Annotated in this window: 22 protein-coding genes, 1 tRNA gene and 2 pseudogenes; 16 read left to right on the forward strand and 9 right to left on the reverse strand. The window is 69.3% G+C overall.

Annotated elements, in window-relative coordinates; translation table 11 throughout:
- Window positions 1–19 precede the first annotated feature (19 nt).
- Window positions 20–907, reverse strand: coding sequence for an MOSC domain-containing protein (locus ACHMXA_RS29775; protein WP_395317430.1), 888 nt, complete (start codon window positions 905–907; stop codon window positions 20–22).
- Between the two features lie 117 nt (window positions 908–1,024).
- Here ACHMXA_RS29775 and ACHMXA_RS29780 point away from each other — a divergent pair, with 117 nt between their 5' ends.
- The 3 genes from ACHMXA_RS29780 to ACHMXA_RS29790 are packed head-to-tail and all read left to right on the forward strand — an operon-like array spanning window position 1,025 to window position 4,754.
- Window positions 1,025–2,152: an FAD-dependent monooxygenase gene (locus tag ACHMXA_RS29780; protein WP_395317431.1), complete on the forward strand. Its 1,128-nt coding sequence runs from the start codon at window positions 1,025–1,027 to the stop codon at window positions 2,150–2,152.
- A gap of 56 nt (window positions 2,153–2,208) precedes the next feature.
- Window positions 2,209–2,931 (forward strand): DsbC family protein, encoded by a 723-nt coding sequence (locus ACHMXA_RS29785; protein WP_395317432.1) that lies wholly within the window; start codon window positions 2,209–2,211, stop codon window positions 2,929–2,931.
- Window positions 2,931–4,754: a M61 family metallopeptidase gene (locus ACHMXA_RS29790; RefSeq protein WP_395317433.1), complete on the forward strand. Its 1,824-nt coding sequence runs from the start codon at window positions 2,931–2,933 to the stop codon at window positions 4,752–4,754. The genes ACHMXA_RS29785 and ACHMXA_RS29790 overlap by 1 nt, the downstream gene beginning before the upstream one ends.
- A 19-nt stretch (window positions 4,755–4,773) precedes the next feature.
- Here the strand turns inward: ACHMXA_RS29790 and ACHMXA_RS29795 are convergent, their stop codons facing one another.
- Entirely contained in the window at window positions 4,774–5,370 is a 597-nt protein-coding gene (locus tag ACHMXA_RS29795; protein ID WP_395317434.1) for a DUF2325 domain-containing protein, read from the reverse strand.
- Window positions 5,371–5,505: 135 nt separating this feature from the next.
- On the opposite strand from ACHMXA_RS29795, the gene ACHMXA_RS29800 reads away from it, so the two are divergent.
- Window positions 5,506–6,285 (forward strand): enoyl-CoA hydratase, encoded by a 780-nt coding sequence (locus tag ACHMXA_RS29800; RefSeq protein WP_176663455.1) that lies wholly within the window; start codon window positions 5,506–5,508, stop codon window positions 6,283–6,285.
- A gap of 15 nt (window positions 6,286–6,300) precedes the next feature.
- Here the strand turns inward: ACHMXA_RS29800 and ACHMXA_RS29805 are convergent, their stop codons facing one another.
- Window positions 6,301–7,680, reverse strand: a complete 1,380-nt coding sequence (locus ACHMXA_RS29805) for a hypothetical protein (RefSeq protein WP_395317435.1) — start codon at window positions 7,678–7,680, stop codon at window positions 6,301–6,303.
- Window positions 7,677–8,345 carry a sigma-70 family RNA polymerase sigma factor gene (locus ACHMXA_RS29810; protein ID WP_395317436.1) on the reverse strand — a complete coding sequence of 223 codons (669 nt, stop codon included), beginning with the start codon at window positions 8,343–8,345 and terminating at the stop codon, window positions 7,677–7,679. The genes ACHMXA_RS29805 and ACHMXA_RS29810 overlap by 4 nt, the downstream gene beginning before the upstream one ends.
- A 136-nt stretch (window positions 8,346–8,481) precedes the next feature.
- On the opposite strand from ACHMXA_RS29810, the gene ACHMXA_RS29815 reads away from it, so the two are divergent.
- From ACHMXA_RS29815 to ACHMXA_RS29840, 6 genes and pseudogenes are all read left to right on the forward strand, one after another.
- Window positions 8,482–10,008 (forward strand): VWA domain-containing protein, encoded by a 1,527-nt coding sequence (locus ACHMXA_RS29815; protein WP_395317437.1) that lies wholly within the window; start codon window positions 8,482–8,484, stop codon window positions 10,006–10,008.
- A gap of 54 nt (window positions 10,009–10,062) precedes the next feature.
- A tRNA-Met gene (locus tag ACHMXA_RS29820) sits at window positions 10,063–10,139 on the forward strand.
- 124 nt (window positions 10,140–10,263) lie between these two features.
- Entirely contained in the window at window positions 10,264–10,623 is a 360-nt protein-coding gene (locus ACHMXA_RS29825) for a DUF2946 family protein (protein ID WP_395321418.1), read from the forward strand.
- A gap of 127 nt (window positions 10,624–10,750) precedes the next feature.
- Window positions 10,751–11,368 (forward strand): SCO family protein, encoded by a 618-nt coding sequence (locus ACHMXA_RS29830; protein ID WP_395317438.1) that lies wholly within the window; start codon window positions 10,751–10,753, stop codon window positions 11,366–11,368.
- 39 nt (window positions 11,369–11,407) lie between these two features.
- A pseudogene (locus tag ACHMXA_RS29835) lies at window positions 11,408–11,888 on the forward strand (copper chaperone PCu(A)C).
- Window positions 11,889–12,154: 266 nt separating this feature from the next.
- The gene (locus tag ACHMXA_RS29840) at window positions 12,155–12,658 is read left to right on the forward strand and encodes a hypothetical protein (RefSeq protein ID WP_395317439.1); all 504 of its coding nucleotides are present in this window, start codon (window positions 12,155–12,157) and stop codon (window positions 12,656–12,658) included.
- Between the two features lie 63 nt (window positions 12,659–12,721).
- Here the strand turns inward: ACHMXA_RS29840 and ACHMXA_RS29845 are convergent, their stop codons facing one another.
- Together ACHMXA_RS29845 and ACHMXA_RS29850 are read right to left on the reverse strand one after the other, a co-directional pair.
- Window positions 12,722–13,033 (reverse strand): hypothetical protein, encoded by a 312-nt coding sequence (locus tag ACHMXA_RS29845; RefSeq protein WP_395317440.1) that lies wholly within the window; start codon window positions 13,031–13,033, stop codon window positions 12,722–12,724.
- 464 nt (window positions 13,034–13,497) lie between these two features.
- Window positions 13,498–15,138, reverse strand: a complete 1,641-nt coding sequence (locus ACHMXA_RS29850) for a long-chain-fatty-acid--CoA ligase (protein WP_395317441.1) — start codon at window positions 15,136–15,138, stop codon at window positions 13,498–13,500.
- A 121-nt stretch (window positions 15,139–15,259) separates the two neighbouring features.
- Here ACHMXA_RS29850 and ACHMXA_RS29855 point away from each other — a divergent pair, with 121 nt between their 5' ends.
- The 5 genes from ACHMXA_RS29855 (at window position 15,260) to ACHMXA_RS29875 (ending at window position 19,038) form a co-directional block, all read left to right on the forward strand.
- A complete protein-coding gene (locus ACHMXA_RS29855) occupies window positions 15,260–15,931 on the forward strand; it encodes a nitroreductase (RefSeq protein ID WP_395317442.1) in 672 nt (223 codons plus the stop codon).
- Window positions 15,932–16,027: 96 nt separating this feature from the next.
- Window positions 16,028–16,792, forward strand: a complete 765-nt coding sequence (locus tag ACHMXA_RS29860; protein ID WP_395317443.1) for a helix-turn-helix domain-containing protein — start codon at window positions 16,028–16,030, stop codon at window positions 16,790–16,792.
- Window positions 16,793–16,848: 56 nt separating this feature from the next.
- A complete protein-coding gene (locus ACHMXA_RS29865; RefSeq protein ID WP_176663465.1) occupies window positions 16,849–17,766 on the forward strand; it encodes a DMT family transporter in 918 nt (305 codons plus the stop codon).
- Window positions 17,767–17,817: 51 nt separating this feature from the next.
- Window positions 17,818–18,678 (forward strand): dienelactone hydrolase family protein, encoded by an 861-nt coding sequence (locus tag ACHMXA_RS29870; RefSeq protein WP_395317444.1) that lies wholly within the window; start codon window positions 17,818–17,820, stop codon window positions 18,676–18,678.
- Between the two features lie 9 nt (window positions 18,679–18,687).
- Entirely contained in the window at window positions 18,688–19,038 is a 351-nt protein-coding gene (locus ACHMXA_RS29875) for a hypothetical protein (protein ID WP_176663467.1), read from the forward strand.
- A gap of 6 nt (window positions 19,039–19,044) precedes the next feature.
- Here the strand turns inward: ACHMXA_RS29875 and ACHMXA_RS29880 are convergent, their stop codons facing one another.
- The 3 genes from ACHMXA_RS29880 to ACHMXA_RS29890 all read right to left on the reverse strand — a co-directional run bounded on the left by ACHMXA_RS29880 (window position 19,045) and on the right by ACHMXA_RS29890 (window position 22,335).
- The gene (locus tag ACHMXA_RS29880; RefSeq protein ID WP_395317445.1) at window positions 19,045–20,214 is read right to left on the reverse strand and encodes a GGDEF domain-containing protein; all 1,170 of its coding nucleotides are present in this window, start codon (window positions 20,212–20,214) and stop codon (window positions 19,045–19,047) included.
- 113 nt (window positions 20,215–20,327) lie between these two features.
- Window positions 20,328–21,506: an acetyl-CoA C-acetyltransferase gene (locus ACHMXA_RS29885; RefSeq protein WP_395317446.1), complete on the reverse strand. Its 1,179-nt coding sequence runs from the start codon at window positions 21,504–21,506 to the stop codon at window positions 20,328–20,330.
- Between the two features lie 46 nt (window positions 21,507–21,552).
- The gene (locus ACHMXA_RS29890) at window positions 21,553–22,335 is read right to left on the reverse strand and encodes an SDR family NAD(P)-dependent oxidoreductase (RefSeq protein WP_395317447.1); all 783 of its coding nucleotides are present in this window, start codon (window positions 22,333–22,335) and stop codon (window positions 21,553–21,555) included.
- 102 nt (window positions 22,336–22,437) lie between these two features.
- On the opposite strand from ACHMXA_RS29890, the pseudogene ACHMXA_RS29895 reads away from it, so the two are divergent.
- Window positions 22,438–25,120: pseudogene (locus ACHMXA_RS29895) on the forward strand (LuxR C-terminal-related transcriptional regulator).
- Window positions 25,121–25,141: the final 21 nt, after the last annotated feature.

Here is a 25,141-nt window from a genome sequence, read left to right on the forward strand (position 1 = left end):
GCCGCCCGGGCGCCGTCATTCATTCGAACTTGTAGTTCGCGCCCACCACCTGACCCACCTTGAGCGTGTGCTCCACGCCCTGGATCACGATGCAGTTCATGCCGAAGGTGATGCCGCCGTCCACGCGCGCGTCGGCACGGTAGGTGCGCAGCGTGTTGCCGACTTCGGGGCTGCTGAGCGCGGTGGCCGGGTCGATGTCGGGGATCGGGCAGCGCGTGCAGGGCTTGACGGGGCGCAGCTCGGCCTCGCCCTCGCCGGTGGTGATGTGCAGCGCCTCGACGCGGTCTTCGTCGTGCGATTCGATGCCCGCGAGCACGATGTTCGGCCGGAAGCGCTCGATGCCCACGGGCCCGTGGCCCTGCGCCGCGAGGCGGTCGTTGAGCTCGGCCAGCGAGCCCTCGCTGGCCACCAGCAGCGCGTAGCCGTCGGCGAACTGCGTCTGCGCCTCCACGCCGTCGGTCCACTTCATGCTCGACAGGCGCCTGTGCTCGGGGTCGAAGCGCACGAGGCGCAGGGTCTGCGGCTTGCCGGGCTCGGAGAGGAAATCGCTGAACCACTGCGCGGCGATGTCGCCCATGTCGTAGGCGGCCACCTCGTCCTTCCACACGCGCACCCGCACCGGCTTCTCGACCCGGTCGAAGGCCAGGTGCAGCGCCAGCATGCCGGGCGCGCGCAGCACCACTTCGGTGTGCTTCATCTGCGGCTTGATCAGCGCCATGCGCGGCAGCTGCCGCTGGGTGACGAATTCGCCCTGCGCGTCGACCACCATCCAGGCGCGGTCGAACTCCAGCCCCGTCTCGGTCAGCAGCATTTCGGGGAGCTCGACGCCGGCGCAGGATTTCACTGGGTAGACGAACAGGCGCGCGATGGTGGCCTGGAGATCGAAGGCGGGCTGGGAAGCGGACACGGTGGGGTTCCTTGGAATTCGGCCGCGATTGTCCCGTATCGCGGCGGCGGCAAGACCTTGGGCCACCGGGAAAAGACCCCGGGTCCGCGCCGGACGGGCAACTCCTACAATCCTTCGATGGCTCTCCCCCCCGAAGTTTGCATTCGCGGCGCCGGCATCGTCGGTCGTACGCTGGCCCTGCTGCTCGCCCGCGAGCGGGTGCGCGTCGCGCTGGTGGTGCCGCCGGCCGCGCAGGGCAAGGAAGACATCCGCGCCTATGCGCTCAATACCGCCTCCCGCGCGCTGCTCGAATCGCTGCGCGCCTGGCCCGACGCGGCCCACGCCACGGCCGTGCGCGAAATGCTGGTGCATGGCGACGAAGGCGGCCGGGTGCAGTTCAGCGCCGCACGCCAGAAGGTCGATGCGCTGGCCTGGATCGTCGACGTGCCCGCACTCGAAAAGCAACTCGCCGACGCGGTGCGCTTCCAGCCCCAGATCGAAGTCGTGACCGAGCCGGTGGCCGCACCGCTGACGGTGGTGTGCGAAGGCAAGTCCAGCGCCACGCGCGAAGCGCTCGGCGTGAGCTACGAGATCACGCGCTATCCGCAGCACGCGATCGCGGCGCGGCTGGAGGCCGCTCAGTCGCACGACGGCATCGCGCGCCAGTGGTTCAACGACAAGGGCGAGGTGCTCGCGCTGCTGCCGCTGGACGGCACACACGGCAAGACGCTCGCGCTGGTGTGGTCGGCCGACCAGCTGCGCGCGCCCGAGCTTCTCGCGCAGGGCGACGAAGAGTTCGCCGCCGCGGTCACCGAAGCCAGCCACAACGCGCTCGGCGCGCTCCGGCTCACCAGCGAGCGCGCCGCCTGGCCGCTGGCCCGCGCCATCGCCGACCGCTGGACCGGCGCCATGCCCGGGCAGCCGGGTCGCTCCTGGGCGCTGGCGGGCGACGCGGCCCACACCGTGCACCCGCTGGCCGGCCAGGGCCTGAACCTGGGCCTGGCCGACGCCGCCGAACTGGCCGACGTGATCAAGAACCGCGACTACTGGCGCAGCGTGGGCGACGCGCGCCTGCTGCGCCGCTACGAACGCGCCCGCCGCGCCGACGTGCTGCAGATGAGCCTTGCGACCGACGGGCTGCAGCAGCTCTTCGCGCACAACCTGGGCCCGCTGCAGGCACTGCGCAACTGGGGCATGCGCGGCTTCGACCGCACGCGCCTTGTCAAGCACTGGATCACCGCGCAGGCCATGGGCCTGAAGGCCTGAGGCCCATCGCCCCAGACGAACTCCGACCGAATTCCGACCGAACCAACGGACACCCGATGACATTCGTACGCAACCTTCTCCTCGCCGCCTGCACGCTCGGCGCGGTCGTGGCCGCCACCGCAGGCGAAGCCGAGATCCGCAAGAACCTGCCGTCGCGCATTCCGCAGTTCCCGGCCATCGACGAGGTGTCGAAGTCGCCGATCCCGGGCGTGTACGAAGTGCGCGTGAACGGCTCGCAGATCTTCTACACCGACGAGCAGGGCAACTACCTCTTCCAGGGCAACCTGATCGACGTGAAGGCGCGCAAGAACCTCACCGAGGAGCGCGTAGAGAAGCTCAGCGCCGTCGCCTTCGACCAGCTGCCGCTGAAGGACTCGATCAAGATCGTGCGCGGCAACGGCAAGCGCAAGCTCGCGGTGTTCGAGGACCCGAACTGCGGCTACTGCAAGCGCTTCGAGAAGGACATGAAGACGGTCGACAACGTCACCGTGTACCTGTTCCTCTACCCCGTGCTCGGACCCGATTCGAACGTCAAGTCGCGCGACATCTGGTGCAGCAAGGACAAGGGCAAGGCCTGGGGCGACTGGATGGAATCGAGCACCCGCCCGGCCACCGCGCCCGCGAGCTGCGACGTGACCGCGCTGCAGCGCAACGTCGACTTCGGCCGCAAGTACAACATCACCGGCACGCCCACGCTGATCTTCAGCGACGGCACGCGCACGCCGGGTGCCATTCCCGCGGAGCAGGTCGAGAAGCAACTCGCCGCGTCGTCCAGCTGATGGCGACGAAGGCTCAGGCGCAGCACGCGGCGGGCGTGCGCTATCGCGTCGAATGCGCGGACCCGCACGCGCACCTGTTCGCAGTCACCCTCACCATCGACGCGCCGGCCGCGCAGCAGCGCGTGTCGCTGCCGGTGTGGATTCCGGGCAGCTACCTGATTCGCGAGTTCGCCAAGAACCTGCAGGGCCTGCGCGCCACGCAGGGCCGCCGCAAGCCGGCGTTGACGCAGCTCGACAAGTGCAGCTGGCTGGTCGAATGCACGCCCGGGCAGCCGCTGGTGCTGAACTACCAGGTCTGCGCCTACGACAACTCGGTGCGCACCGCCTGGCTCGACGCCGAGCGCGGCTTCTTCAACGGCACCAGCGTGTGCCTGCGCGTCGAAGGGCAGACCGAATCGCCGCATGCACTGGAGATCGTCGCTCCCACGCTGGCCGACGATGCCGCGCGCTGGTCGTGCGCCACCGCCCTCGTGCCGCTGAAGGCCGACAAGCACGGCTTCGGCAGCTACAAGGCATCGGGCTACGACGAGCTGGCCGACAGCCCCGTCGAGATGGGCGCCTTCTGGAGCGCCGAGTTCGAGGCCTGCGGCGTGCCGCACCGCTTCGTGGTGGCGGGTGCTGCGGCATCGTTCGACGGCGACAGGCTCATCGCCGACACCAAGGCCATCTGCGAGGCCGAGATGCGCTTCTGGCACGGCGACAAGGTCGGCAAGCGCGGCGGTGCGAAGCCGCCGATCGACCGCTACGTGTTCATGCTCAACGTGGTCGACGACGGTTACGGCGGGCTCGAGCACCGCCACTCCACCGCGCTGATCTGCAACCGCCGCGACCTGCCGCAGCGCGGCGACAAGAAGAAGCAGGCCGAGGGCTACACCACGCTGCTGGGGCTCATCAGCCACGAGTACTTCCACACCTGGAACGTCAAGCGCATGCGGCCGGCGGAGTTCGCGCGCTACGACTACAGCCAGGAGAACTACACGCAGCTGCTGTGGTTCTTCGAAGGCTTCACCAGCTACTACGACGACCTGCTGCTGCGCCGCGCGGGGCGCATCGACGACGCGGCCTACCTGCGCCTGCTGAACAAGACCATCAACCAGGTCATGCAGACGCCGGGCCGGCTGGTGCAGCCGGTGGCCGACGCGAGCTTCGACGCCTGGGTCAAGTACTACCGCCAGGACGAGCAGACGCCCAACAGCACGGTGAGCTACTACACCAAGGGCGCGCTGGTGGCGCTGTGCCTGGACCTCACGCTGCGCCACGAAGGCAAGGGCTCACTCGACGACGTGATGCGCCTGCTGTGGACGAAGAGCAATGGCGGGCCGATCTCCGAGGACGACATCGCCGCCGCACTCGAGGCCGTGGGCGGCCGATCGTACGCGCTGGAGCTGGCGCGCTGGGTGCATTCCACGGAGGAACTGCCGCTCTCGCAGCTGCTGCGCGTGCACGGCATCGCCACGCTCGAAGACCCGTCGCAGCCGGCGCAGGCGCTGGGCCTGCGCGTGGCCGAGGCCAACGGCGGCGTGCAGGTGAAGGTGGTGCTGCGCGGCGGCGCCGCCGAGAAGGCCGGCTTCTGCGCGAACGACGAGTGGATCGGCGTCGAGCTGCCCGCAGCCGGCAGGAAGGGCCAGCAGCGGCCGGCGCAGGCCTGGCGCATCGCCAAGCTCGACGATCTGGCGCTCTACCTGGGCGATGCGGCGAAGTGCACCGCCATCGTGGCGCGCGACCGCAAGCTGATCAGGCTGCCGCTGGTGCTGCCGACCGGCGCGACGACCTGGCGCCTGTTCTCGCACGATGCAGGCAAGGTGACGAACTGGCTGGCCTGACAGGCCGCCAGATCGCTCATCAGGCGCTTTCCGCCGCGGCCGGGTTCCTCACGAACATCATCGGCTGCGGCTCACCCACCAGCACACAGGGCTTGCCGGTGCGCCGGCAGTGGTCCTGCACGCGCCAGTAGGCGCCGTGGCTCACGCAGCCGGTCTGGCAGATCACGAGGTCGGCCGCGCGCAGGCTGGCTTCGAGCGCGGGGTCGTCCGCCGCACCGTCGCCGCCGTCGTGATGCAGGTAGCGGCCGCCGGCGATCTCGACCAGCTGGCGCGCGAGCGAAGGCGTCTGCGCCTCTTCCTCGTGGCCGATGCACAGCACGGCCTTCTCCCGCAGATCGGCCGGTGCCTGAGACTGCGGCGGCACCGCGAGATGGCGCTTGCTGCCCGGCGACAGCAGCGCACTGAGCCGCTTGGGCAGCGCACCGCCTGCCAAGGCGCGCGCCGCGAGTTCCTCGCGCACGATGGCAATGGCCGAATCCCGTGCCACCAGCGCGCCGCGCAGGCGCACGATCTGCGCCTCCAGCCGCTCGACGAGCGCGGCCTGTTCGACCAGCAGGCGCGAGCAGCGCTCCTGCACGCGGGCATAGGCCCGCAGCAACACGGCATGTTCTTGCATCGGGAACTCCATGGCGGGCATTCTAGATGAGAGCAATTCTCAATTGAAGCAGATCGCCGCGGATCACCCCGCCGGCCATGCTGGGTATAGTGAAGCGCGTTTTTCTTCCCCTTTCCCGTTCCCCCCGGAGACACCATGAGCTACGAAAACATCGAAGTGCGGACCGAAGCTGGCAAGGTCGGCATCATCACCCTCAACCGCCCCAAGGCCCTGAACGCGCTGAACGACGCGCTCATGACCGAGCTGGGCCAGGCGCTCAAGGCCTTCGACGCCGACGACGCCATCGGCTGCATCATCCTCACGGGCAGCGAGCGCGCCTTCGCCGCGGGCGCCGACATCGCGGCGATGGCCAAGTACAGCTTCATCGACACCTACAAGGGCGACTACATCACGCGCAACTGGGAAACCATCCGCTCTATCCGCAAGCCGGTGATCGGCGCGGTGGCCGGCTTCGCGCTGGGCGGCGGCTGCGAGCTGGCGATGATGTGCGACTTCATCATCGCGGCGGACAACGCCAAGTTCGGCCAGCCCGAAATCAAGATCGGCGTGATCCCCGGCGCTGGCGGCACGCAGCGCCTGCCGCGCGCGGTTGGCAAGAGCAAGGCCATGGACATGGTGCTCACCGCCCGCATGATGGACGCGGCCGAAGCCGAGCGCGCCGGCCTCGTCAGCCGCGTGGTGCCCTTCGAGAAGCTCGCCGACGAGGCGCTGGGCGCGGCGCTGGTGATCTGCGGCTTCTCGCAGGTCTCGGTGATGGCGGCCAAGGAGTCGGTCAACCGCGCCTTCGAGAGCGGCCTGAGCGACGGCGTGATGTTCGAGCGCCGCCTGTTCCACGCGCTGTTCGCCACGCAGGACCAGAAGGAAGGCATGGACGCCTTCCTGACCAAGCGCCAGCCGGACTTCAAGAACGCCTGACGGCGGAACCGCCCGTCAGCGCTGCAGCAGCGAACGCAGCGCGTCGAGCGCCTGGGCCGGCGGCGTGCCGACCAGCGCGGCGCCGCCGGGCTGCGCCGTCCAGCGCACCTGGCCGCCGGCGATCTCCAGCACCGCGACCAGCGACTTGCCCCGATAGAGTTCGAGCCGCGCCTCCACCGGCGCGGCCAGCGGCTCGTCGGGTGCCGTGGCCGATCGCGCCACGGTGCCGACCAGCGCCGCCAGGCCTTCGATGTCGCCGCGCTCGCGGCGCACGCTCTCGCCGTTGCGCGTGAAGCCCAGGGAAGTCCAACGATCCAGCGCCGAGAAGGGCGCCGCGGTCCGCGGCGCGATGGCCTTGGCCGCTGACGGAGCCGGTGCGGATGGGCGCACCGCGCCGGAGGCACCCGCGACGGCGTTGTCCTGCTGGGCGAGCGCAGGCGCGGAATCCTGGAGCGGTTCGCGATACGCCGGCGCGGCGCCGGGTGCGGGCGCAGGAACGACGGCTGACGGCGGCACTGCCGGGGCCGCTGCCGCAGGCGCGCCCCCCGCGTAGGCGCGGCGCCGCTGTTCGCCCTCCGCCTGCGCTTCACGACGCTCGTCGCGCGCGATGGGCGCGGGCAGCGGTGCCGGCGCAGCTTGCTCGGCCACGGCCGGAGGCGGCGGAGCGGGTGCGATCGACGCAGGTGGTGCGGGCGGCGCGACGGGAGCCGGAGCAACAGGCGCGGCAGGCGCCGCCTGCAACAGCGGAGGCGCCGGCTCTGCTTTCCGCACGGCATCCGCGCTAGCCGTGTTGGCGGCCTCCTTGGGTGCCCGTTTGGCGGACGAGTCGGCCGACTCGCGCGCAATCCTGGCACGCTGTCCCGATTCGGGCGCCGCTGCTGCGGGCGCTCTTGCGGGAGCCGGTGCTGCTGCTGCGGGTGCTGGCTGCGTCTCTGCCTGCGCGGCGGCAGCCTCTGCGGGAGGGTCGGCTGGCTTCGGTGCAGCAGGTGCAGGCGGCGCGACAGGCACTTGTGCCGGTGCCGGTGCCGGTGCCGGCGCAGTCGCTTCCCCCACGCGCGCCTCGCCATCGAGCCGCGCATCGGGCACAGGCTCCTTGTGCCAGAGCACCGTCACGAAAGCCGCCACCAGCACGGTGGCGAAAGCGGCATTCCACGGCATGCGCGCATGCGGCTCGCCGCCGCCGAAGAGGCGGCGCCACCAGGGCGCGGCACTGGGGTTGTTCGCCGCCGATCCCGCGTCGACGGGGGCAGCAGCGAGGTTGTGCGCCATCTTCAGGATCGCCTCGCGCGTGCGCGGATGCGGCGTGGCCTCGCTGTCTGGCGCGTGGTCGAGCGCGCGGCGCAGCGACGGGTCGCGCAGGTCGTCGAATCCGGTGTTGTCGTTGCCGCCGCTCATGCCCGCTTCTCCAGCACCGACAGGTAGCGCTCCATGCAGCCGCGCAGTTTCTGCAGGCCGTAGCGCAGCCTGCTGCGCACGGTCTCGAAGCCGATCTCCAGGCTCGCGGCCAGCGCCTCGACGGTGAGGCCGTCTTCATGGTGCAGCAGGAACGCGGCGCGCTGCTCGGCCGGGAGTTCGTCGAGGCACGCGAGCAGGCGGCGGCCCGCGGCGCGCCAGAACGCGAGCTCCTCGGCCGAGGGATGCGACGCCGCATCGGCTGCCGCGCCGCGCACGCCGTGTTCGAGCGTGGGCACGGGGCTGTCGTCGTCGTCCGCGTGCGCTTCGAGCGCCACTTCGCGCCCGCTCACGCGCAGCCGATCCATCGCCAGGTTGTGCGCGATGGTGAAGGCCCAGGTGCGCCATGCCGCGCCCTGCGGCGAGAAGCTCTCGCGCGCCGAGATGATGCGCACCCAGGTGTCCTGGAACACCTCGTCGGCCTGTGCCACGAGCCGCGCGCCCAGCAGCCGCTTGACGAAGCGGAACAGCCCGCCCTCGTGGCGCGCGTAAAGCACGTCGAACGCGGCGGCGTCGCCCTGGGCGTAGGCCAGCATCAACTGATCGTCGGGCATGGCCTCGCGCTCGGGGGCGTTCTTGGCTGAAGGGGCGCGGGGAAGCGCGGACATCGGAGGATTTTCACCCGAGCTTGTACGGGCCAAGAGGCGCATCGGGGTTCGGGGCGGCAAATAAATTCACCGCCGACCAACCCCGTTCGCGAAGGCCGGCCGTATCAGCCAGCACCCCATCACCCGGAGTGCCTTCATGACCCAGCCTTTCGCTCCCCGCCTTCGCCGCCCGCTCGCCGTGCTGCTGTGCGCCCAACTGCTCCTGGGCGCCAGCGGCGCCACGGAAATGCCCGCCCTCGCAAGCTCCGTGCGCTGGCCGACGCCCGCGCCAGACAGCCGCGCGCTGCCGACGCAGGCCGCGCCGAACTTCGAGGCGCCTTCCGCCACGCACTGCGCACGGCCTGTGCGGACCTACGAGACGCCGGGCATGCCGCGCGTTTCCGGCAATCTGGAAGAACGCCGGTACGCCGAAGCGTCGAAGGAATACAGGGCCAGCCCTTCGGTGAAGCCCTCGCCCATCGCGCCGAAGCCAATGCCGGCACCTGCGGCCAGATCGGCGCCGGCCGGGGCGGCTCTTGCCGACGCCATCGCCGAAGCGCCGCCGGCCTCGATCACGCCCGTCGCACCGGCGATTCGTGCGCCCGCCGAACTTGAAGCATCCGTGCAGGCCCAGCGCCCCGCCAACGAACCCGTCACCGCCGGCATGGTCGACGACAACGCCGACTTCGGCGAATACCTGGCCTTCCACGGCCGCACGCAGGTGCCGCATCGCGAGCGCGACGTGAGCGCGCGCTACCTGCTGCAGGTGCGCGACGCGCGCGGTGCCGTCGTGCCCGATGCCGAAGTGGCGGTGCAGGCCGCCAACGGCGCCGCGATGTGGGCCCGAACCGACGCGGGCGGGCGCGCATGGCTGCACCCCAACGCCTTCGACAAGGCGCAGAGCACGGTCTACGAAGTCACCGTGCGCAAGAACGGCCGTCTGGGCACCGCCTTCCTGCAGCGCGGCCAGAAGAACGCGGTCGACGTGGTGCTCGGCGGCAAGCCGGGCGCCGTGCCCGCGCGTGCGAAGCTCGACCTCGTCTTCCTGATCGACGCCACCGGCTCCATGGACGACGAGATCGCCAAGCTCAAGGCCACGCTGCGCACCATCGCCGACCAGGTCGCCCGGCTGCCGAGCCGCCCCGATACCTGCTTCGGGCTGGTGGCGTACCGCGACCGCGGCGATGAATTCCTCGTGCGCCGCCACGACTTCACCAACGACCTGAACGCCTTCCAGAGCGTGCTCGACGCGCTGCGCGCCGCGGGGGGCGGCGACTATCCCGAGGCGATGAACGAGGCGTTCAACGAAACCGTCCACAAGCTCAGCTGGCGCGGCAACGACACCACCCGCCTTGTGGTGCTGCTGGCCGACGCGCCGCCTCACCTCGACTACGGCGGCCCGCAGTACGACGACGACATGGTCGCCGCGCTGGGCAAGGGCATCAAGGTGTTCAGCGTGGGCGCCTCGGGGCTGGACAAGCAGGGCGAATACATCCAGCGCCAGATCGCGCAGTACACCGGCGGGCGCTTCGTGTTCCTCACCTACAAGGACGCAGCCAACCCGGCAAGCGGCCCGGGAACGCAGACCGTGCACGACGTCGGCAACTACTCGGTGCAGACGCTGGACAAGCTGATCGTTCGGCTGGTTTCGGAAGAATTGGGCAGGTTGCCCTCGGGTGGTTGAGCGGCCGCGAAAGACTGGGCTATAATCGCGGGCTCGGTGAGCAACTCACCGAACGGCTCTTTAGCTCAGTCGGTTAGAGCGATGGAATCATAATCCACAGGTCCGCGGTTCGAGTCCGTGAAGAGCCACCAAAACAACCGAAAAAGCCTTGCAGGTCAACGACTTGCAAGGCTTTTTTCTTTGCGGCGCGGCACTGGCCGATAATCTCCGGCGATGCCTGCGCCGCCTTTCCGAGCCCTGCCCAGCCGCCCCGGCATGGCATTGCCGCGGCCGGGCGTCGGCCTGATCCGCTGGGCGCTGCTGTGGTTCGCGCTCTCGCTCGGCGTGGCCATCGCCTCCCCGCTCGTGCATCCGCAGACGGTAGAACTGGTCTGCTCCAGCGCCGGGTCGGTCAAGGCCATCGTCCACGGCGACGACGGCGCGCAGGAGATGGGCGCGGGCCACATGGACTGCCCGCTGTGCGTGCTCAGCGGCGCCCCGCCCGCGACCACGCCGACCGTCGAGCTGCCGGCGTTCGCGCCGCAGGCCCGCGTGGTGCGGCCGGTTCCGTCGGCGCACGTTGCGGCGGCCGCCACCGCGCCGCTGCCGGCGCGCGGGCCTCCCTCGCTCGTCTGAGGCTTCTTCCCCAGTTTTCGCGCGCGTGAGCCGGTGCCTCAGACGAGGCCTGTCGCTCATCTGCCGCGTGCGTTCCTGCAACGAATCCATCGGCGCCTCCTGCGGGCGCCGGAGCGAGTCCATCCAGATGACCAGAAACGAATCCCTCCCTCCGATGCAGCGGCGGCGCCTGCTGCTCTGCGCGGGCGGCCTCGCAGCCGTCGCGAGCCTTGCCGGCTGCGACAGGCTGCTGCCCGCTCGCTTCAACGGCGTCGACATCACCGGCGCCAACTACGCGCAGGACTTCCGCCTGACCGATGCCGACGGCCGCGAACGCACGCTGGCCGACTTCAAGGGCAAGGCCGTGATGATGTTCTTCGGCTTCACGCAATGCCCCGACGTCTGCCCCACCGCCCTCGTGCGCGCGGCAGAGATAAGGAAGCTGCTCGGCACCGACGGCGAGCGGCTGCAGGTGATCTTCGTCACCGTCGATCCCGAGCGCGATTCGCCCGTCGTGCTCAAGGCCTACACGCAGGCCTTCGATCCGAGCTTCATCGGCCTGTACGGCGACATGCAGCGCACCAGCCAAACCGCGAAGGACTTCAAGGTGTTCTACCGGAAGGTGCCCACCGGCTCCTCGTACACCATGGACCATTCGGCCTTCAGCTATGTGTTCGACCCCAAGGGCAAGATCCGCATCGTGCTGCGCCATGAGCAGAGCGCGCAGGAATGCGCCGACGACCTGCGCAGGATCCTTCAGGCCTGACTTCCATCATTCAAATCCAAGGAGATACCGACCATGACCATGAAGAACCGCATCGCACACATCCTCGCCATCACCAGCGCCGCGCTGCTCACCGCGCACGCCGCGAACGCGCAGGTCACCGTGAGTGACGCATGGGTGCGCGCCACCGTGCCGCAGCAGAAGGCCACCGGCGCGTTCATGCAGATCAGCGCCGCGAAAGACGCGAAGCTGGTCTCCGCCAGCTCGCCCGTCACGCCCGTGGTGGAGGTGCACGAGATGGCCATGCAGGACAACGTGATGCGCATGCGCCAGATCCCCGCGCTTCGAGCTGCCCGCCGGCAAGACCGTCGAGCTCAAGCCCGGCAGCTATCACGTGATGCTGCTCGACCTCAAGCAGCAGGTGAAGGAAGGCGACACCGTGCCGCTCACGCTGGTGTTCGAGGGCAAGGACGGCAAGCGCGAATCGGTCGAGGTGAAGGCGCCGGTGCGGGCGCTGAACGCCTCCGCGCAGCCTGCGGGGCACGGCGGCCACAAGCACTGATCGGCCCGAGTCGGCCACCCCGGCGCTCGGGAGACTGGCCGGAGGAACTACCCTGTTTCGGTGATGGCGCCCGCCCCTGGGACGCACAAGAATATTGACAAATATTCACAATTCACCCCCTCCCCGGCCGGCCCCTTCGTGGAACGGATCGCGCCGGGGCTCATGAGTCGTCCAGGAAGCCGGAAGGCGTTCGCGCCGCTCCTGCCTGGGCTCGACGGCTCTGGGCGGCGTCGATGGCGAGGGAGGTGCACACAGGGGTTTTTTCGGTGCCGCTCAGTTACCTCCTCCATCTGGAGCATGCTCGCCTGCCGATGCACGTGACCGACGCGCAGGACGTGCGTCGGGTCTCCGTCCTGAAGGCGACCGGCCTCATCGAGGCTGCGATCGATCCGGCCTACGACACGGGGCACGGCAGCTACAGGCTGGCGCAGGCCGCGCTGGTGGTCTGCATCACCGACGACGGTCATGCCGAGATCGAGAGGCTGCGCGGCCGCGAAGGCACGGGCGCATCGCCGAAGAAGGCATCGAACTCGAAGCTCGAGCCGCTCGACTACCTGCGCGCCATAGAACGTTCGGCCTTCCCCCTTCGCGTGCAGGACCGCCAGCAGATCGGCTGCGTCGAGGCGCTGAAGCAGGCCGGCTTCGTCGATGCGGTCATCAGCCCTGCGCTGGCCTGGAAGGATGCCGACGGCGGGCCGCAGGAGCTGGCGGTGATCAAGCGCATCACGCCGTTCGGGCGTGCGCAACTCGCGCGCGGCGCAACCAGGTGAGTTCGCGGCATCCGGAATTTCGGTGAACCGGGCCCGAGGCCCGGTCGGTCGCGCGCCGCTTGCCTACATTCGCGCCGTTTGGAGCGCTTCGCACTGGCCTTCGATGCCGGCGTGCAGCATGCCCAGCGATGCGATCAGCAGGCGCTGGATCGACGAGCGATGAGCCTCGTCGAGCAGGGGCTGCGCTGCGTCGCGGCGGCCTTCGTCCCATGCGAGCAGTTGCATCAGCGTGTGCGCGCCGTCGATCACGTCGCGCGCGTCGTTGAGGAACAAGGCACGCCGTCGCTGCTCATGGTCGAGCCCGTGAACGGGGTTCCATGCGAACGGCTTGAACTCCGCGCTTGCGGTTTGCGCGGTACTTGATGAATCGGCCATGTCGGCCCTCCCTGTCGGTTCGGCTTTGCTGCAACCGTCGCATCCGCTGTCAAACGAAGGCGGCGGCTCGAACAGGTTGACAGACCGGGAACCGCTAGGCGAAACCGGCAGGGCGCGAGCCCTCCCATCCGAGCCGCCTGAAAAGGGAAGCCGGAATGGCAAAAGCCGCAAACCAATTGCGGTGTGCGGCTTTCACCGCGGTTCTTTCAGGCTGTCAAACCTGGCCTCGCTGGTCGCGAAGCGGTCTGGAATGTAGCCGTCCGATCTACCCCCGTCAATCGACGGCGACAGGCGTGTGTCCGGCCCCGTTTGTATACATCTGCGCCCGCCTCCGCGCCTCGCGAGCCGCTGCCTATTCAACAGGCAACGTGGTGGGAAGCCACGCCAGTTCTCGCTTCGCCTCTCCACCTCCACCCACAACTCACAGAGTTGTCCACAGAAAAATCGAACAAGTCACCGAACTGTCAAACAGATGTCGTCGCAACGTAACCTTTGAACTGTTCGCGCAGCTTCGTCTTCAGCAGTTTTCCGGTGGCTGTATGCGGCAGGCTGTCGACGAAGACCACGTCTTCCGGTAGCCACCATTTCGCGACGCGCTCCGCAAGGAATGTGAGCAGTTCCTCGCGCGTGGCTTCCATGCCCGCCCGCTTGACCACGATGAGCAGCGGACGCTCCTGCCACTTCGGATGCGCGATGCCGATCACCGCCGCTTCGGCCACCGCCGGGTGCAAACTCGCCGCGTTCTCTAGATCGATGGACGAGATCCACTCGCCGCCCGACTTGATGACGTCCTTCGCGCGATCGACGAGCTGCACGTAGCCGTCCTCGTCGATGTTGGCGACGTCGCCGGTCGGAAAGAACCCTTCGGCATCGAGCACCGATCCGCCTTCGCCCTTGAAGTAACCGCTCGCAATCCACGGACCGCGCACGTGCAGGTGGCCGAAGGCCTTGCCGTCGTGCGGCAGGCGCTGGCCGTCTTCGCCGACGATCTTCAGCTCCACGCCCCACACGCCGCGGCCCTGGCGCATCTTCACGCGCATCTGCTCTTCCTTGGGCATCGACAGGTGCTTGGGCAGCAGGTTGCCGATCACGCCGATGGGGCTGGTCTCGGTCATGCCCCAGCCCTGCACGAAGTCGGCGCCGAAGTCGTGCTCGAAGCGCTCGATCATGCTGCGCGGCGTGGCCGCGCCGCCCACGCCGATGCGCTTCAAGCCGATGGCGCGCGTGTCGATCTCGGGGTGCGCGTCGAAGTACTGGAACAGCATCAGCCAGATGGTCGGCACGGCCTGCGAGAAGCCGACCTTCTCGTCGCGCATCAGCTCGTAGAGGCTCTGGCCGTCCATGTGCGGGCCGGGCATGACCAGCTTCATGCCGCTCATCGCCGCCGCATACGGCATGCCCCATGCGTTGGCGTGGAACATCGGCACCGCGAGCAGCAGCGTCATCTGCGAGTTGACGCCGAAGGTGTCGGGCGCGCACTCTATCAGCGAGTGCAGCACGGTGGAGCGATGCGAATACAGCACGCCCTTCGGGTTGCCCGTGGTGCCCGAGGTGTAGCAGAGCGACGATGCGGTGCGCTCGTCGAAATCGGGCCAATCGTATTGCTCACTCTGCGAACCGACGAGCTCGTCGAAGCACAGCAGGTTGGGCACGTCGATGGACGGCATGTGCGCGCGATCGGTCATCGCGATGAAGGCACGCACCGACTTCAGCGCGGGCGCGAGCTTCTCCACCAGCGGCGCGAAGGTGGTGTCGAAGAACAGCACCTTGTCTTCCGCATGGTTGACGATGTAGTCGATCTGCTCCGGAAAGAGCCGCGGGTTCACCGTGTGCAGCACCGCGCCCGAGCCCGACACGCCGAAGTACAGCGCGAGGTGCCGCCATGTGTTCCACGCGAGCGTGCCCACGCGGTCGCCGGGCTCGATGCCCAGCGTCTTCAGTGCATTGGCCACCTGCTTGGCGCTGCGCTGTATCCGCGCGTAGTCGGTGCGGTGCACCGGCCCCTCGACCGTGCGGCCCACGATTTCCGCGCGCGGATGGAAGGTGGCCGCGTAGTCGATGAGCGACGAGATCAGCAGCGGGCGGTCTTGCATCAATCCGAACATGTCTTGTCTCCTGTACGCTGGGCGGATGCTAGGCAGGGCCATGCCGCGCGGCATCGTCGGAACGGACGATTGAGGCCATCCGAGGGTTGCCCCTAGCATCGATCCCCAAGAGGACTTTGGAATGAACGTTCAGGACGCCATCGCCACCCGCCGCTCGGTGCGCGACTTTCTCGACACGCCCGTCTCCGGCGAAGTCATCCGCCGTGTGATCGAACAGGCGCTGCGCGCACCTTCGGGCGGCAACCTGCAGCCCTGGCACCTGCACGTGGTCGGCGGCGAGAAGCTCGCGGAGCTCAAGGCCATCATGCGCACGCGCGTGATGGAAGCGCCCGCCGGCGAAGGCAGCGAGTACGACATCTACCCGCGCGAGCTGGTCGCGCCCTACCGCGACCGCCGCTTCGCCGTCGGCGAGGCGATGTACGCGCGACTGGGCATTCCGCGCGAGGACAAGGCCGCACGCCGCGAATGGTTCGCGCGCAACTACCAGTTCTTCGGCGCGCCGCTCGCGCTCTTCTGCACCGTCGACCGCCGCATGGGCCCGCCGCAGTGGTCCGACTTGGGCATGCTGCTGCAGAACGTGATGCTGCTGCTGCGCGCCGAAGGGCTCGACAGCTGCCCGCAGGAATGCTGGGCGATCTACCCGCAGACCATCGGCAGCTTCATCGCGCTGCCGCCCGAGCGCATGCTGTTCACGGGCATGGCCATCGGCTACGCAGACCGCAGCCGGCCGATCGACGCGCTGGTGACCGAGCGGGCGGCGGTGTCGGAGGTGGCGGAGTTCGTGGGCATCTGAGTGCGGCGCTCATCTTGCTCGCCTCGCGATTGCGACCGTCGCGCTGGTCGCGGTCTGCTGGCTAAAGGGTGAGCCGGCGCGCAAAATGGCCAAGCCATGGCCCACGACCGCACGCTCCTCTATGCCGGACAAGATTTCACGGTGGAGCACCTGCGCTCGCATGCGAAGGACGAGCCTGGCTGGAGCGGCCCCTACACGATCGAATCGCGCCGCATCATCTTCCCTGCAGGTCGCGCGGTGCTCGACGTGGGTTGGGGCGACAGCACCTGGCAGGTCGACGCACTGACCGCCATGCATCTGGTCGATGCCATGGTCTATCAGCTGCGTCCCGTGGTGCGCGCGATGCGGCAAAGCGTAGTGGTCAGCCGGCACCGGGCGGCGCGTTCCGATGCCACGCCTGCGTTCTGCCAGCTCTCGCCGAGGTCGCTGTACCGTATTCACCTAGCGCAACGCCAGCTGCGCGCAGGCGACGGCGGCGCACCGGCCATCGCGTCGCTGGTCGCCGAACTCGAGACATCGCGCCGGCAGATGCCGCTGACCAGCACGGTCGCGAACGCCAAGCAGTTGCTTGCGCAAACCGCCGATCGCGAGGCACGGCTTTCATTGCACGACCTCGCCGATGCGGTCTCGCGCTCCCCCTTCCACCTGGCACGCAGCTTCCGCCAACAGACGGGCCTGAGCCTTCACCAGTACCGCCAGCATCTGCGCATCGCCTCCGCCCTGGAACGCCTGGCCGATGGCGACACCGACCTCGCCGGCATCGCGCACGACCTCGGCTACTGCAGCCAGAGCCACCTGGGGGCGGTATTCGGGCGCGAAGTGGGCGTGACGCTGGGCGAAGCCCGCAGCGCTCTGGCCTGAGGGCCGGCGCACGAATTTGATAGCCGCCAGCCGGCGCGGTCGCGAAACTCGCCGCGATGCTGGATCGCAACCTCCTCACCGGCCTGCTTGCCGCGCTGGCCGCCTCCTTCATCGGCAGTGCATGGCAGCTCGTGTCGCGGCACGGCGTGACCACCACGCTCGGGCCGATCGACCTCGCGCTGCTTCGCTACGGCATTCCTGCGCTGCTGCTCATGCCGCTGTGGTTCGGCCGCGAGCGCATTGCCCCGAAGGCGTCGCTGCCCGTGCTCGCCGTGCTCGTCGCCGGCGGCGGATTGCCCTTCGGCCTGCTTGTGCTCGCGGGTGCGCAATGGGCACCCGCGAGCCACATGGGCATCTTCATGGCGGGCAGCCTGCCGCTGTTCACGGCCGTTGGCGCATGGCTGCACAAGCGGCAGAAGATCGAAGGCATCAGGCTCGCCGGACTGGCCTGCATCGCGATCGGCATGGCGCTGTTCGCGGCAGACAGCTTTCGCGGCGGCACCGGCTCGACCGGCTGGCGCGGCGACCTGCTCTTCCTCGTTGCGGCCATGCTGTGGGCCGCGCACTCGCTCGCGTTCGCGCACTGCGGACTCACGCCATGGCAGGGCGCGGCATTCGTGAATGGCTGGTCGACGCTGCTGTTGTCGATGCTCGTGCTGCCCTTCGCCGGAGTGCCGAAACTGCTGACGGCCCCATGGCCCGACGTTGCGCTGCAGGCCACGACGCAGGGCGTGGTCGCCGGCCTGCTCGGGCTGGTGGTCTACATGGTCGCCGTTGCGCGGCTGGGCGCGCCGCGTGCCTCGCTCTCGGCGGCGCTGGTGCCGGTTTTGACGACGCTGGGTGCCGCGGCCTGGATGAACGAGCCTGTCACCGGGGCGGCATTGGTGGCACTGTCGCTGGTGGTGCCGGGGATCGTGCTGGCGAGCGGCGCGGCAGGGTGGAGACCGAGGCGGGGAGCGCGCACTGCGGGGTAGCGGCTGGGGGCCGAGGGCAGAATGCGGCAGATCGCCAGGGATGCCCGTGCAATGAAAAAACTCTTCGCTCTCGCCGTCTCGCTCGTCTTCGCTGCCGCTTCCTGCTGGGCGCAGGAACGCAGCACGGTCCGCGTGCCCACGCCATTCGTCGAGGGCGGTGCGCCGGTCACGCTGGAAATGGTGATCTACAAGCCCGAAGGCGCGGGCCCCTTTCCGACCGTGGTGTTCAACCACGGCTCTACCGGCATCGGCAACAACCCGGCACTCTTCAAGGACACCTGGGCACCCGAGCGCCTCGCCGGATGGTTCACCCAGCGCGGCTGGCTGGTCGCATTTCCGCAGCGACGCGGGCGCGGCCAGTCGGACGGACTCTACGACGAAGGCTTCACACCGAAGCGCGAGCACTACAGCTGCGATCCGGGCCTGTCGTTAGCCGGCTTCGAGCACGCACTTGCGGACATCGACGCAGCCGTCGCATGGCTGCAGGCGAATCCGGAGGTGGACACCCGGCGCATGGAGATCGCCGGCCATTCGCGCGGCGGGATCCTCGCCATCGCCTATGCCGGCACCCGGCCGGGCGTGTTCCGCGGTGCGATCAACTTCGTCGGCGGATGGATGAGCGACCAGTGCCCCAACAGATCGGCCGACGCGATCAATCCGGTGAGCTTCAGGCGAGGCGCGGTATTTCCCCGCCCCACGCTCTGGCTGTATGGCGAGAAGGACAGCTTCTACGCAATGGCCCACAGCCGGATGAATTTCGAAGCGTTCACGGCCGCAGGTGGCCAGGGCAGATTCGAGGCCTACACGCTGGCTCCCGGCGTGAACGGCCACATGCTGATCGTGCGACAGGACCTGTGGGGGCCGGCGGTCGAGGCCTACCTGGGGCAATCGAGCGCCATGGTTTCCACCTGAATTCACACCATGCCCCGCACCCTCTACTGCTGGCGCTGCCAGACCGACATGCCGATGCTCACGGAGGAAGAGTGGCAGCTCGCGCATCCGATGAGCTATATCGCGCAGATGAATCGATACCGCGAGGAAACCGGCTGCAGCCTCGCCGAAGCCCGGGAGCGGGGCCTCGGCTACCTGACGGTGGCGGCGTACGAACGCATCACGGGCTTCAAGGAAACCAATCCGAATGCGATCCTGCATCACCGCCTGAGCCTCTACGGCCCGCCATGCCACGTGTGCAACACGCCGCTTCGTACGCCTGCAGCCCGCTACTGTGCGAGGTGCAACGCCGAGCGCATCGACGCCGAAGCCGCGGAATGAAGCCGCTCAGGCCGCCGCAATCACCCGATCCCGCCCCATCGCCTTCGCGCGGTACAGCGCCGCATCCGCCAGCGCCAGCACGTCGTCGATGCTGGAACCGCCTGCGCTGCTCGCGCCGGCCGCCACGCCGATGCTCGCGGCCATGGAGCCGACGACGGCCATGCTCGAGTCCGCCGGGAAGGGCTCGCCGATGGCGTGCCTGAGGCGCGCCGCGATCTCCATCGCCTCGGCCTGGCCGGCCTCGGGCAGCAGCACGACGAACTCCTCGCCGCCGTAGCGGCCGAGCACGCCCTTGTCGCCGATGGCGCGCTGCATGCGGCGCACCGCCTCGCGCAGCACGGCGTCGCCCATCTGGTGGCCGAAGCGGTCGTTGATTTCCTTGAAGTGGTCCAGGTCCACCATCAGCAGCGCGCCGCCGCGCTCGCCCGAGGAAAAGGCGCGCTCGCTCGCATCGAGCACGGCGCGGCGGTTGAGCGCGCCGGTCAGCGGGTCGCGCGTGGCGAGGTATTCGAACTCGGTGTGCACGCGGTCGGTGGCCATCAGGATGACGGCGATGGACAGCAGCAGCACGGTGAACGAGTACATGCTGATGTAGATCGACTGGACCCAGCTGCCTTCCATGAGCCCGCTGCCCGCCATGCCGGCGACCACGGACACGAAGCGCAGCCCCGCCACCACCGCCTGCGCCAGCAGCAGCCCGGTCATGAGGCGCTTGCCGAACACGTGGCCCGTGTGGCGCATGTACAGCAGCGCATGCCGGAAGAACAGCGCCGACACCGCGGCCGTGACGAACAACAGGCGCACCTCGAAATCGGGCTTCAGGATGCCGAACCAGAACAGCACCAGCGCCAGGCCGCAGTTGAGCACTGTCCAGGCCCGCGTGTCGCCGTGGCCGAACAGGAACTTCTGGCTGCCGGCGTAGTACAGGATGCAGGCCTGGTACAGCACGAAGTTGGCGACCACGATGGTCAGGAAGTCAGGGAAGTACCCCCGTGCCGCGAAGAGCAGCGTGCTCACGAAGGCCACCAGCGGCGCGCGCGACCACTCCCCCAGGCCCTGGATGCTGCGCGGATAGCTGCGCCGCATGAAGAACACCACGAGCGCCATCATGACGCCCATGACGCCGGCGAGCAGGATGATGGAACGGGGATCGAGAATGGCTGGCGAGGCGCCCATGGCCCCCGATTATGTTGGCATCCGCCGGGCCTCGCCCTCCCGGGAACGGGCTATGGACTGCGCGGCGCCGCGCCCGCAGCACGGCAGCGGAGCCCCGTCGGCGCCGGCGACGCTCACAGCCGCTCGACGATGGTCACGTTGGCCATGCCGCCGCCCTCGCACATGGTCTGCAGGCCGTAGCGCTTGCCGCGCTGGCCGAGCGCGTGCACCAGCGTGGTCATCAGCTTGGTGCCCGATGCGCCCAGCGGATGCCCCAGCGCGATCGCGCCGCCGTTCACGTTCAGCCGCGCGGGGTCGGCGTCCAGCGTCTGCAGCCACGCCAGAGGCACCGGCGCGAAGGCTTCGTTGACTTCATACAGGTCGATGTCGGAGATCTTCATGCCCGCCTTCTTCAGCGCGCGCTGCGTGGCCGGCAGCGGGGCCTCCAGCATGATCACCGGGTCGTGCCCCATCACGCTCAGGTGGTGGATGCGCGCGAGGGGCTCCACGCCCAGCGTCTTCAGGCCGCGCTCGTTCACCACCATCAGGCCGCTGGCGCCGTCGCAGATCTGGCTGGCGGTGGCCGCGGTGCAGCGCCCGCCCTCGGCGATGAGCTTCACGGCGGCGATGCTCTCCAGCGTGGCGTCGAAGCGGATGCCCTCGTCCACCGTGTGCTGCTCGCCGGGCTCGGTGCCGTCGGCCATGCGCACCGCCACGGGCACGATCTCGCGCTCGAAGTGACCGGCCTTGGTGGCGGCGATGGCGCGTCTGTGGCTTTCGAGCGCGTAGCGGTCGAGCTCATCCTTCTCGATGCCGTAGTTCCTTGCGATCATCTCGGCGCCGGTGAACTGGCTGAACTGCACGTCGGGGTAGCGCCTGGCCATGAGCGGGCTCACGTAGAAGCCCAGGCCGTTCTTCAGCGGCAGCGTGACGGGCATGCCCATGGGCACGCGCGTCATGCTCTCCACGCCGGCGGCGATCACGATGTCCATGGTGCCCGACATCACGGCCTGCGCCGCGAAGTGCAGCGCCTGCTGCGACGAGCCGCACTGCCGGTCGATCGAGGTGGCCGGCACCGATTCGGGCAGCTTCGAGGCCAGCACCGCGTTGCGCGCGATGTTGGAAGACTGCTCGCCGGCCTGGTCGACGCAGCCCATGATGACGTCCTCGACCAGCGCCGGGTCGGCGCCGGTGCGGTCCACCAGCGCGTTGAGCACCTGCGCGGCGAGGTCGGCCGGATGCCAGCCGGCGAGGCGGCCGTTGCGGCGGCCGCCGGCGGTGCGCGCGGCGGCGACGATGAATGCTTCGGGCATGGGGAGTTCTCCTGTCTGTATATATCTGTGTGAGTGCGGGGCCCGCTCAGCGCGGCGCCATCCGGATGGCCCCGTCGAGCCGCACGCTCTCGCCGTTGAAGTAGCCGTTGGTGATCATCAGTTCCGCCAGCGTCGCGTATTCCGCCGGATTGCCCAGTCGCTTCGGGAACGGCACCGATGCCGCGAGCGCGGCCTTCACGTTGTCGGGCGCGCCCTGCAGCAGCGGCGTGTCGAAGATGCCCGGCAGGATGGTGTTGACGCGGATGCCCTCGCTCATGAGGTCGCGCGCGATGGGCAGCGTCATGCCGACGATGCCGGCCTTCGATGCGGTGTAGGCGGCCTGGCCCATCTGCCCGTCCTGCGCGGCCACCGAGGCGGTGTTGACGATGGCGCCGCGTTCGCCGTCTTCCAGCATGTCGAGCGTGAGCATGCCGGCGGCCGACTTGGCGATGCAGCGGAAGGTGCCGACCAGGTTGATCTGGATGATGCGGTCGAAATTCGCGAGCGGAAAGTGCTTGATCTCGCCGGTGGCCTTGTCACGGCTGGCGGTCTTCACGGCGTTGCCAGTGCCGGCGCAGTTGACCAGCACGCGCTCCTGGCCGTGCGCCGCGCGTGCCTTGGCGAAGGCGGCGTCCACCTGCTCTTCCGACGTGACGTCGACCTTGCAGAAGATGCCGCCGAGTTCCTTCGCCAGCGCCTCGCCCTGTTCGGCGTTGAGGTCGAAGAGCGCGACTTTCACGCCGTGGCCCGCGAGCCGGCACGCGGTGGCGGCGCCCAGGCCCGAGGCGCCGCCGGTGACCACTGCGGCAATGCTGGAATCGAGTTGCATCTGCTGGTGTCCTTGAGGTGTCTTCAACGGTTTGTCCCTGTCCAGTTTAGGAAGCAGAATCGGCCGCACACATCGTCGGAAACGACGGGATTTCAGCGCCGCATGCAGCCGCCCACACCCCGGATCCTCGAAACCAAGCTCAATCCCCCGGCCTTCGTCGCCACGCAGGTGCCGCGCACCGCGATCGGGGGAAGAGGTCGCCTCGGCGGCCGTGAAGCTGGTGCTGGTGCGCGCGCCGGCCGGCTTCGGCAAGACCACCGCCATGGCGCAGATCCGCGAGCGCATGGAGGCACAGGGCATCGCCACAGCATGGCTCACGCTGGACCGGGCCGACAACGACGTCTCGCGCTTCCTCGACTGCCTGGCCGAGGCCGTGCAGCGCCTGGGCGTGGAAGACCCGCGCGGCAACGGCGGCAGCAACCCCTTCGACGCGGTGGCCGCGCTGGCGGCGCACGAGTCGCCCTTCACGCTCTTCCTCGACGACTTCGAGCGCGTGCAGGAGCCGGCCGTGCTGGGGCTGGTGCGCGAGATCGTCGAGCACCTGCCGCGCCGGGGGCAGATCGTGATCGGTTCGCGCAGCCTGCCCGACCTGGGCCTGGGCCGGCTGCGCGCGCGCGGGCAGCTGACCGAGATCGACACCGACCGGCTGCGCTTCAGCCTGGAGGAGACCGGCGCCTTCTTCGGCCTGCGCCAGTCGCTGCCGGCCGAGATGCTCTCGCTGCTGCACCGCAAGACCGAAGGCTGGGTGGCGGCGATCTGGCTCGCGTCGATGGCGCTGGAGCGCCACGGCGCGGGCTCGGCGGGCGCCACCGCCACTGCTTTCGTCGAGCGCTTCTCGGGCTCCGACCGCGCGGTGGCCGAGTACCTGGCCGAGGACGTGCTCGCCCACCAGCCGAAGGAGATCCGCGACTTTCTTTTGCGCACCAGCATCCTGCGGCAGCTGGACGCATCGGTGTGCCAGGCGCTGTGCCCACGCATGGACTGCGCAGCCATCCTCGAGCAGCTGGCCACGTCGAACCTCTTTCTCACGCCGGTGAGCGGCGACGGCGATGCATGGCGCTACCACAGCCTCTTCGCCGACTTCCTGCGCGCGCAGCTCGCGCGCGAGATGCCCGGCGAGCCGGCGCGGCTGCATCTTGCGGCCTCGGGCTGGTACGAGTCGCACGGCCGCCCGGTGCCCGCCATCGACCACGCCATCGAGGGCGGCGACCATCCGCATGCGCTGAACCTGCTCGACCACCATGCCGCGCAGTTCCTCGAAGAGGGCCGCATGCGCATGCTGGCGCGCTGGTTCTCGGCCATTCCCGAGCACCAGCTGCGCGAGCACCCGTTCCTGCAGCCGATCTCGCTGTGGGCCACCTGCTTCACCCACGGCCCGTGGGACGCGATGCGGCAGCTCGACGAATCCGGCTGCCTCGACAGCCCCATCGCCGAGGTGCGCGCGAGCGCCCACACGCTGGTGCCGCTGCTGCTGGCCATGCAGGACCGCCACGACGAGGCCTACGAGGCCGGCCGCCAGAGCCTGGTGCGCCTGCCCACCGGCCTGGCCTTTGCCGACAGCGTGCTGCTCAACGCCATGGCGCACATCCTCGCGGTGCGCGGCGACCAGCACGAGGCGCGGCGGCTGCTCGACGCGGCGCGGCGCGAGCAGGGCAACAGCGCCTTCAACCGCATGTACACCGAGTCGCTGGCGGGCCTGTTCGACCTGCACGAAGGCCGGCTGCGGCAGGCCACCGCGCGGCTGCGCATGGCGGTCGATTCGACGCATGCGGTGTCGTACAACCACAGCCACGGCAACGCATGGGCCGGCGTGCTCTACGCGGGCGCCGTCTACGAGACCAACCAGCTCGCGCAGGCCGAGCGCCTGCTGAACGTGTACCTGCCGCTGGCGCGCGACGTGGGCCTGCCCGACCACATGATCCTGAGCCACGTGATGCGCTCGCGCCTGGCCTTCCACGCGGGCGACATCGACGCGGCCTTCCAGGCGCTCACCGAGCTCGAATACCTGGGCCACGCGCGACAGCTGCCGCGCGTGGTGGCCGGCGCCAAGCTGGAGCGCTCGCGCATGCTGCTGCTGCAGGGCAACGGCCCCGCCTCGCACGACGAGCTGCTGCGCGCCGACGACCCTGCCCTGTGGGGGCGCGAGCAGCGCCAGCGCCTGCCCGCGCACGACCTCGACTACCTGGCGCTCGCCAAGGCGCGCTGGGAGATCGCATTCGGCGACGCGCGCGCGGCGCTGGGCGTGCTCGACGCCGAGCTGCACGCCGCGCTTGCCGTGGCGCGCAACCGGCGCGCGCTCAAGCTCAGGGTGCTGCGCGCGCTCGCGTTGCAGCGCGCCGGCGACCCGGCCGCCGCCACCGAGGAGTTCGCCGGCGTGCTGCAGGCGGCGAGCCAGGAAGGCTTCATGCGGCTGATCCTCGACGAGGGGCCCGCCGTGGGCCCGCTCGTCCATCGCTGCGCCGCGGCGATGCAGGAAGGCGCCACCGTCGATCCGATCCTGGCGGACCACCTGCAGCGGCTGCTGCAGGCCGTGGGGCCGATGCCTGTGCCGGCCGAGTCGGAAGCGCCCTCCGGCGGCGACGCCATGAAGGAACCGCTCACGCGCAAGGAGATCCGCGTGCTGCAGCTGCTGGCCGAGGGCTACTCGAACAGCGCGATGGCCGAGAAGCTCTTCGTGTCCGACAGCACGGTGCGCACGCACCTGCGCAACATCAACATGAAGCTGGACGCGAAGAGCCGGACGCAGGCGGTGGCTATCGCGCGCAGGCTCGGTGTAATTCGATAGGCCTACATCCAGTTTTCTCTC

The organism is Variovorax sp. UC74_104 (assembly GCF_044055375.1).
GTDB lineage: Bacteria > Pseudomonadota > Gammaproteobacteria > Burkholderiales > Burkholderiaceae_C > Variovorax.

Coding starts and splice junctions, on each gene's coding strand:
- ACHMXA_RS29780 (WP_395317431.1), top strand. CDS start 1,025: ATGGCTCTCCCCCCCGAAGTTTGCATTCGCGGCGCCGGCATCGTCGGT.
- ACHMXA_RS29785 (WP_395317432.1), top strand. CDS start 2,209: ATGACATTCGTACGCAACCTTCTCCTCGCCGCCTGCACGCTCGGCGCG.
- ACHMXA_RS29790 (WP_395317433.1), top strand. CDS start 2,931: ATGGCGACGAAGGCTCAGGCGCAGCACGCGGCGGGCGTGCGCTATCGC.
- ACHMXA_RS29795 (WP_395317434.1), bottom strand. CDS start 5,370: ATGCAAGAACATGCCGTGTTGCTGCGGGCCTATGCCCGCGTGCAGGAG.
- ACHMXA_RS29800 (WP_176663455.1), top strand. CDS start 5,506: ATGAGCTACGAAAACATCGAAGTGCGGACCGAAGCTGGCAAGGTCGGC.
- ACHMXA_RS29805 (WP_395317435.1), bottom strand. CDS start 7,680: ATGAGCGGCGGCAACGACAACACCGGATTCGACGACCTGCGCGACCCG.
- ACHMXA_RS29810 (WP_395317436.1), bottom strand. CDS start 8,345: ATGTCCGCGCTTCCCCGCGCCCCTTCAGCCAAGAACGCCCCCGAGCGC.
- ACHMXA_RS29815 (WP_395317437.1), top strand. CDS start 8,482: ATGACCCAGCCTTTCGCTCCCCGCCTTCGCCGCCCGCTCGCCGTGCTG.
- ACHMXA_RS29825 (WP_395321418.1), top strand. CDS start 10,264: ATGGCATTGCCGCGGCCGGGCGTCGGCCTGATCCGCTGGGCGCTGCTG.
- ACHMXA_RS29830 (WP_395317438.1), top strand. CDS start 10,751: ATGACCAGAAACGAATCCCTCCCTCCGATGCAGCGGCGGCGCCTGCTG.
- ACHMXA_RS29845 (WP_395317440.1), bottom strand. CDS start 13,033: ATGGCCGATTCATCAAGTACCGCGCAAACCGCAAGCGCGGAGTTCAAG.
- ACHMXA_RS29850 (WP_395317441.1), bottom strand. CDS start 15,138: ATGTTCGGATTGATGCAAGACCGCCCGCTGCTGATCTCGTCGCTCATC.
- ACHMXA_RS29855 (WP_395317442.1), top strand. CDS start 15,260: ATGAACGTTCAGGACGCCATCGCCACCCGCCGCTCGGTGCGCGACTTT.
- ACHMXA_RS29860 (WP_395317443.1), top strand. CDS start 16,028: ATGGCCCACGACCGCACGCTCCTCTATGCCGGACAAGATTTCACGGTG.
- ACHMXA_RS29865 (WP_176663465.1), top strand. CDS start 16,849: ATGCTGGATCGCAACCTCCTCACCGGCCTGCTTGCCGCGCTGGCCGCC.
- ACHMXA_RS29870 (WP_395317444.1), top strand. CDS start 17,818: ATGAAAAAACTCTTCGCTCTCGCCGTCTCGCTCGTCTTCGCTGCCGCT.
- ACHMXA_RS29875 (WP_176663467.1), top strand. CDS start 18,688: ATGCCCCGCACCCTCTACTGCTGGCGCTGCCAGACCGACATGCCGATG.
- ACHMXA_RS29880 (WP_395317445.1), bottom strand. CDS start 20,214: ATGGGCGCCTCGCCAGCCATTCTCGATCCCCGTTCCATCATCCTGCTC.
- ACHMXA_RS29885 (WP_395317446.1), bottom strand. CDS start 21,506: ATGCCCGAAGCATTCATCGTCGCCGCCGCGCGCACCGCCGGCGGCCGC.
- ACHMXA_RS29890 (WP_395317447.1), bottom strand. CDS start 22,335: ATGCAACTCGATTCCAGCATTGCCGCAGTGGTCACCGGCGGCGCCTCG.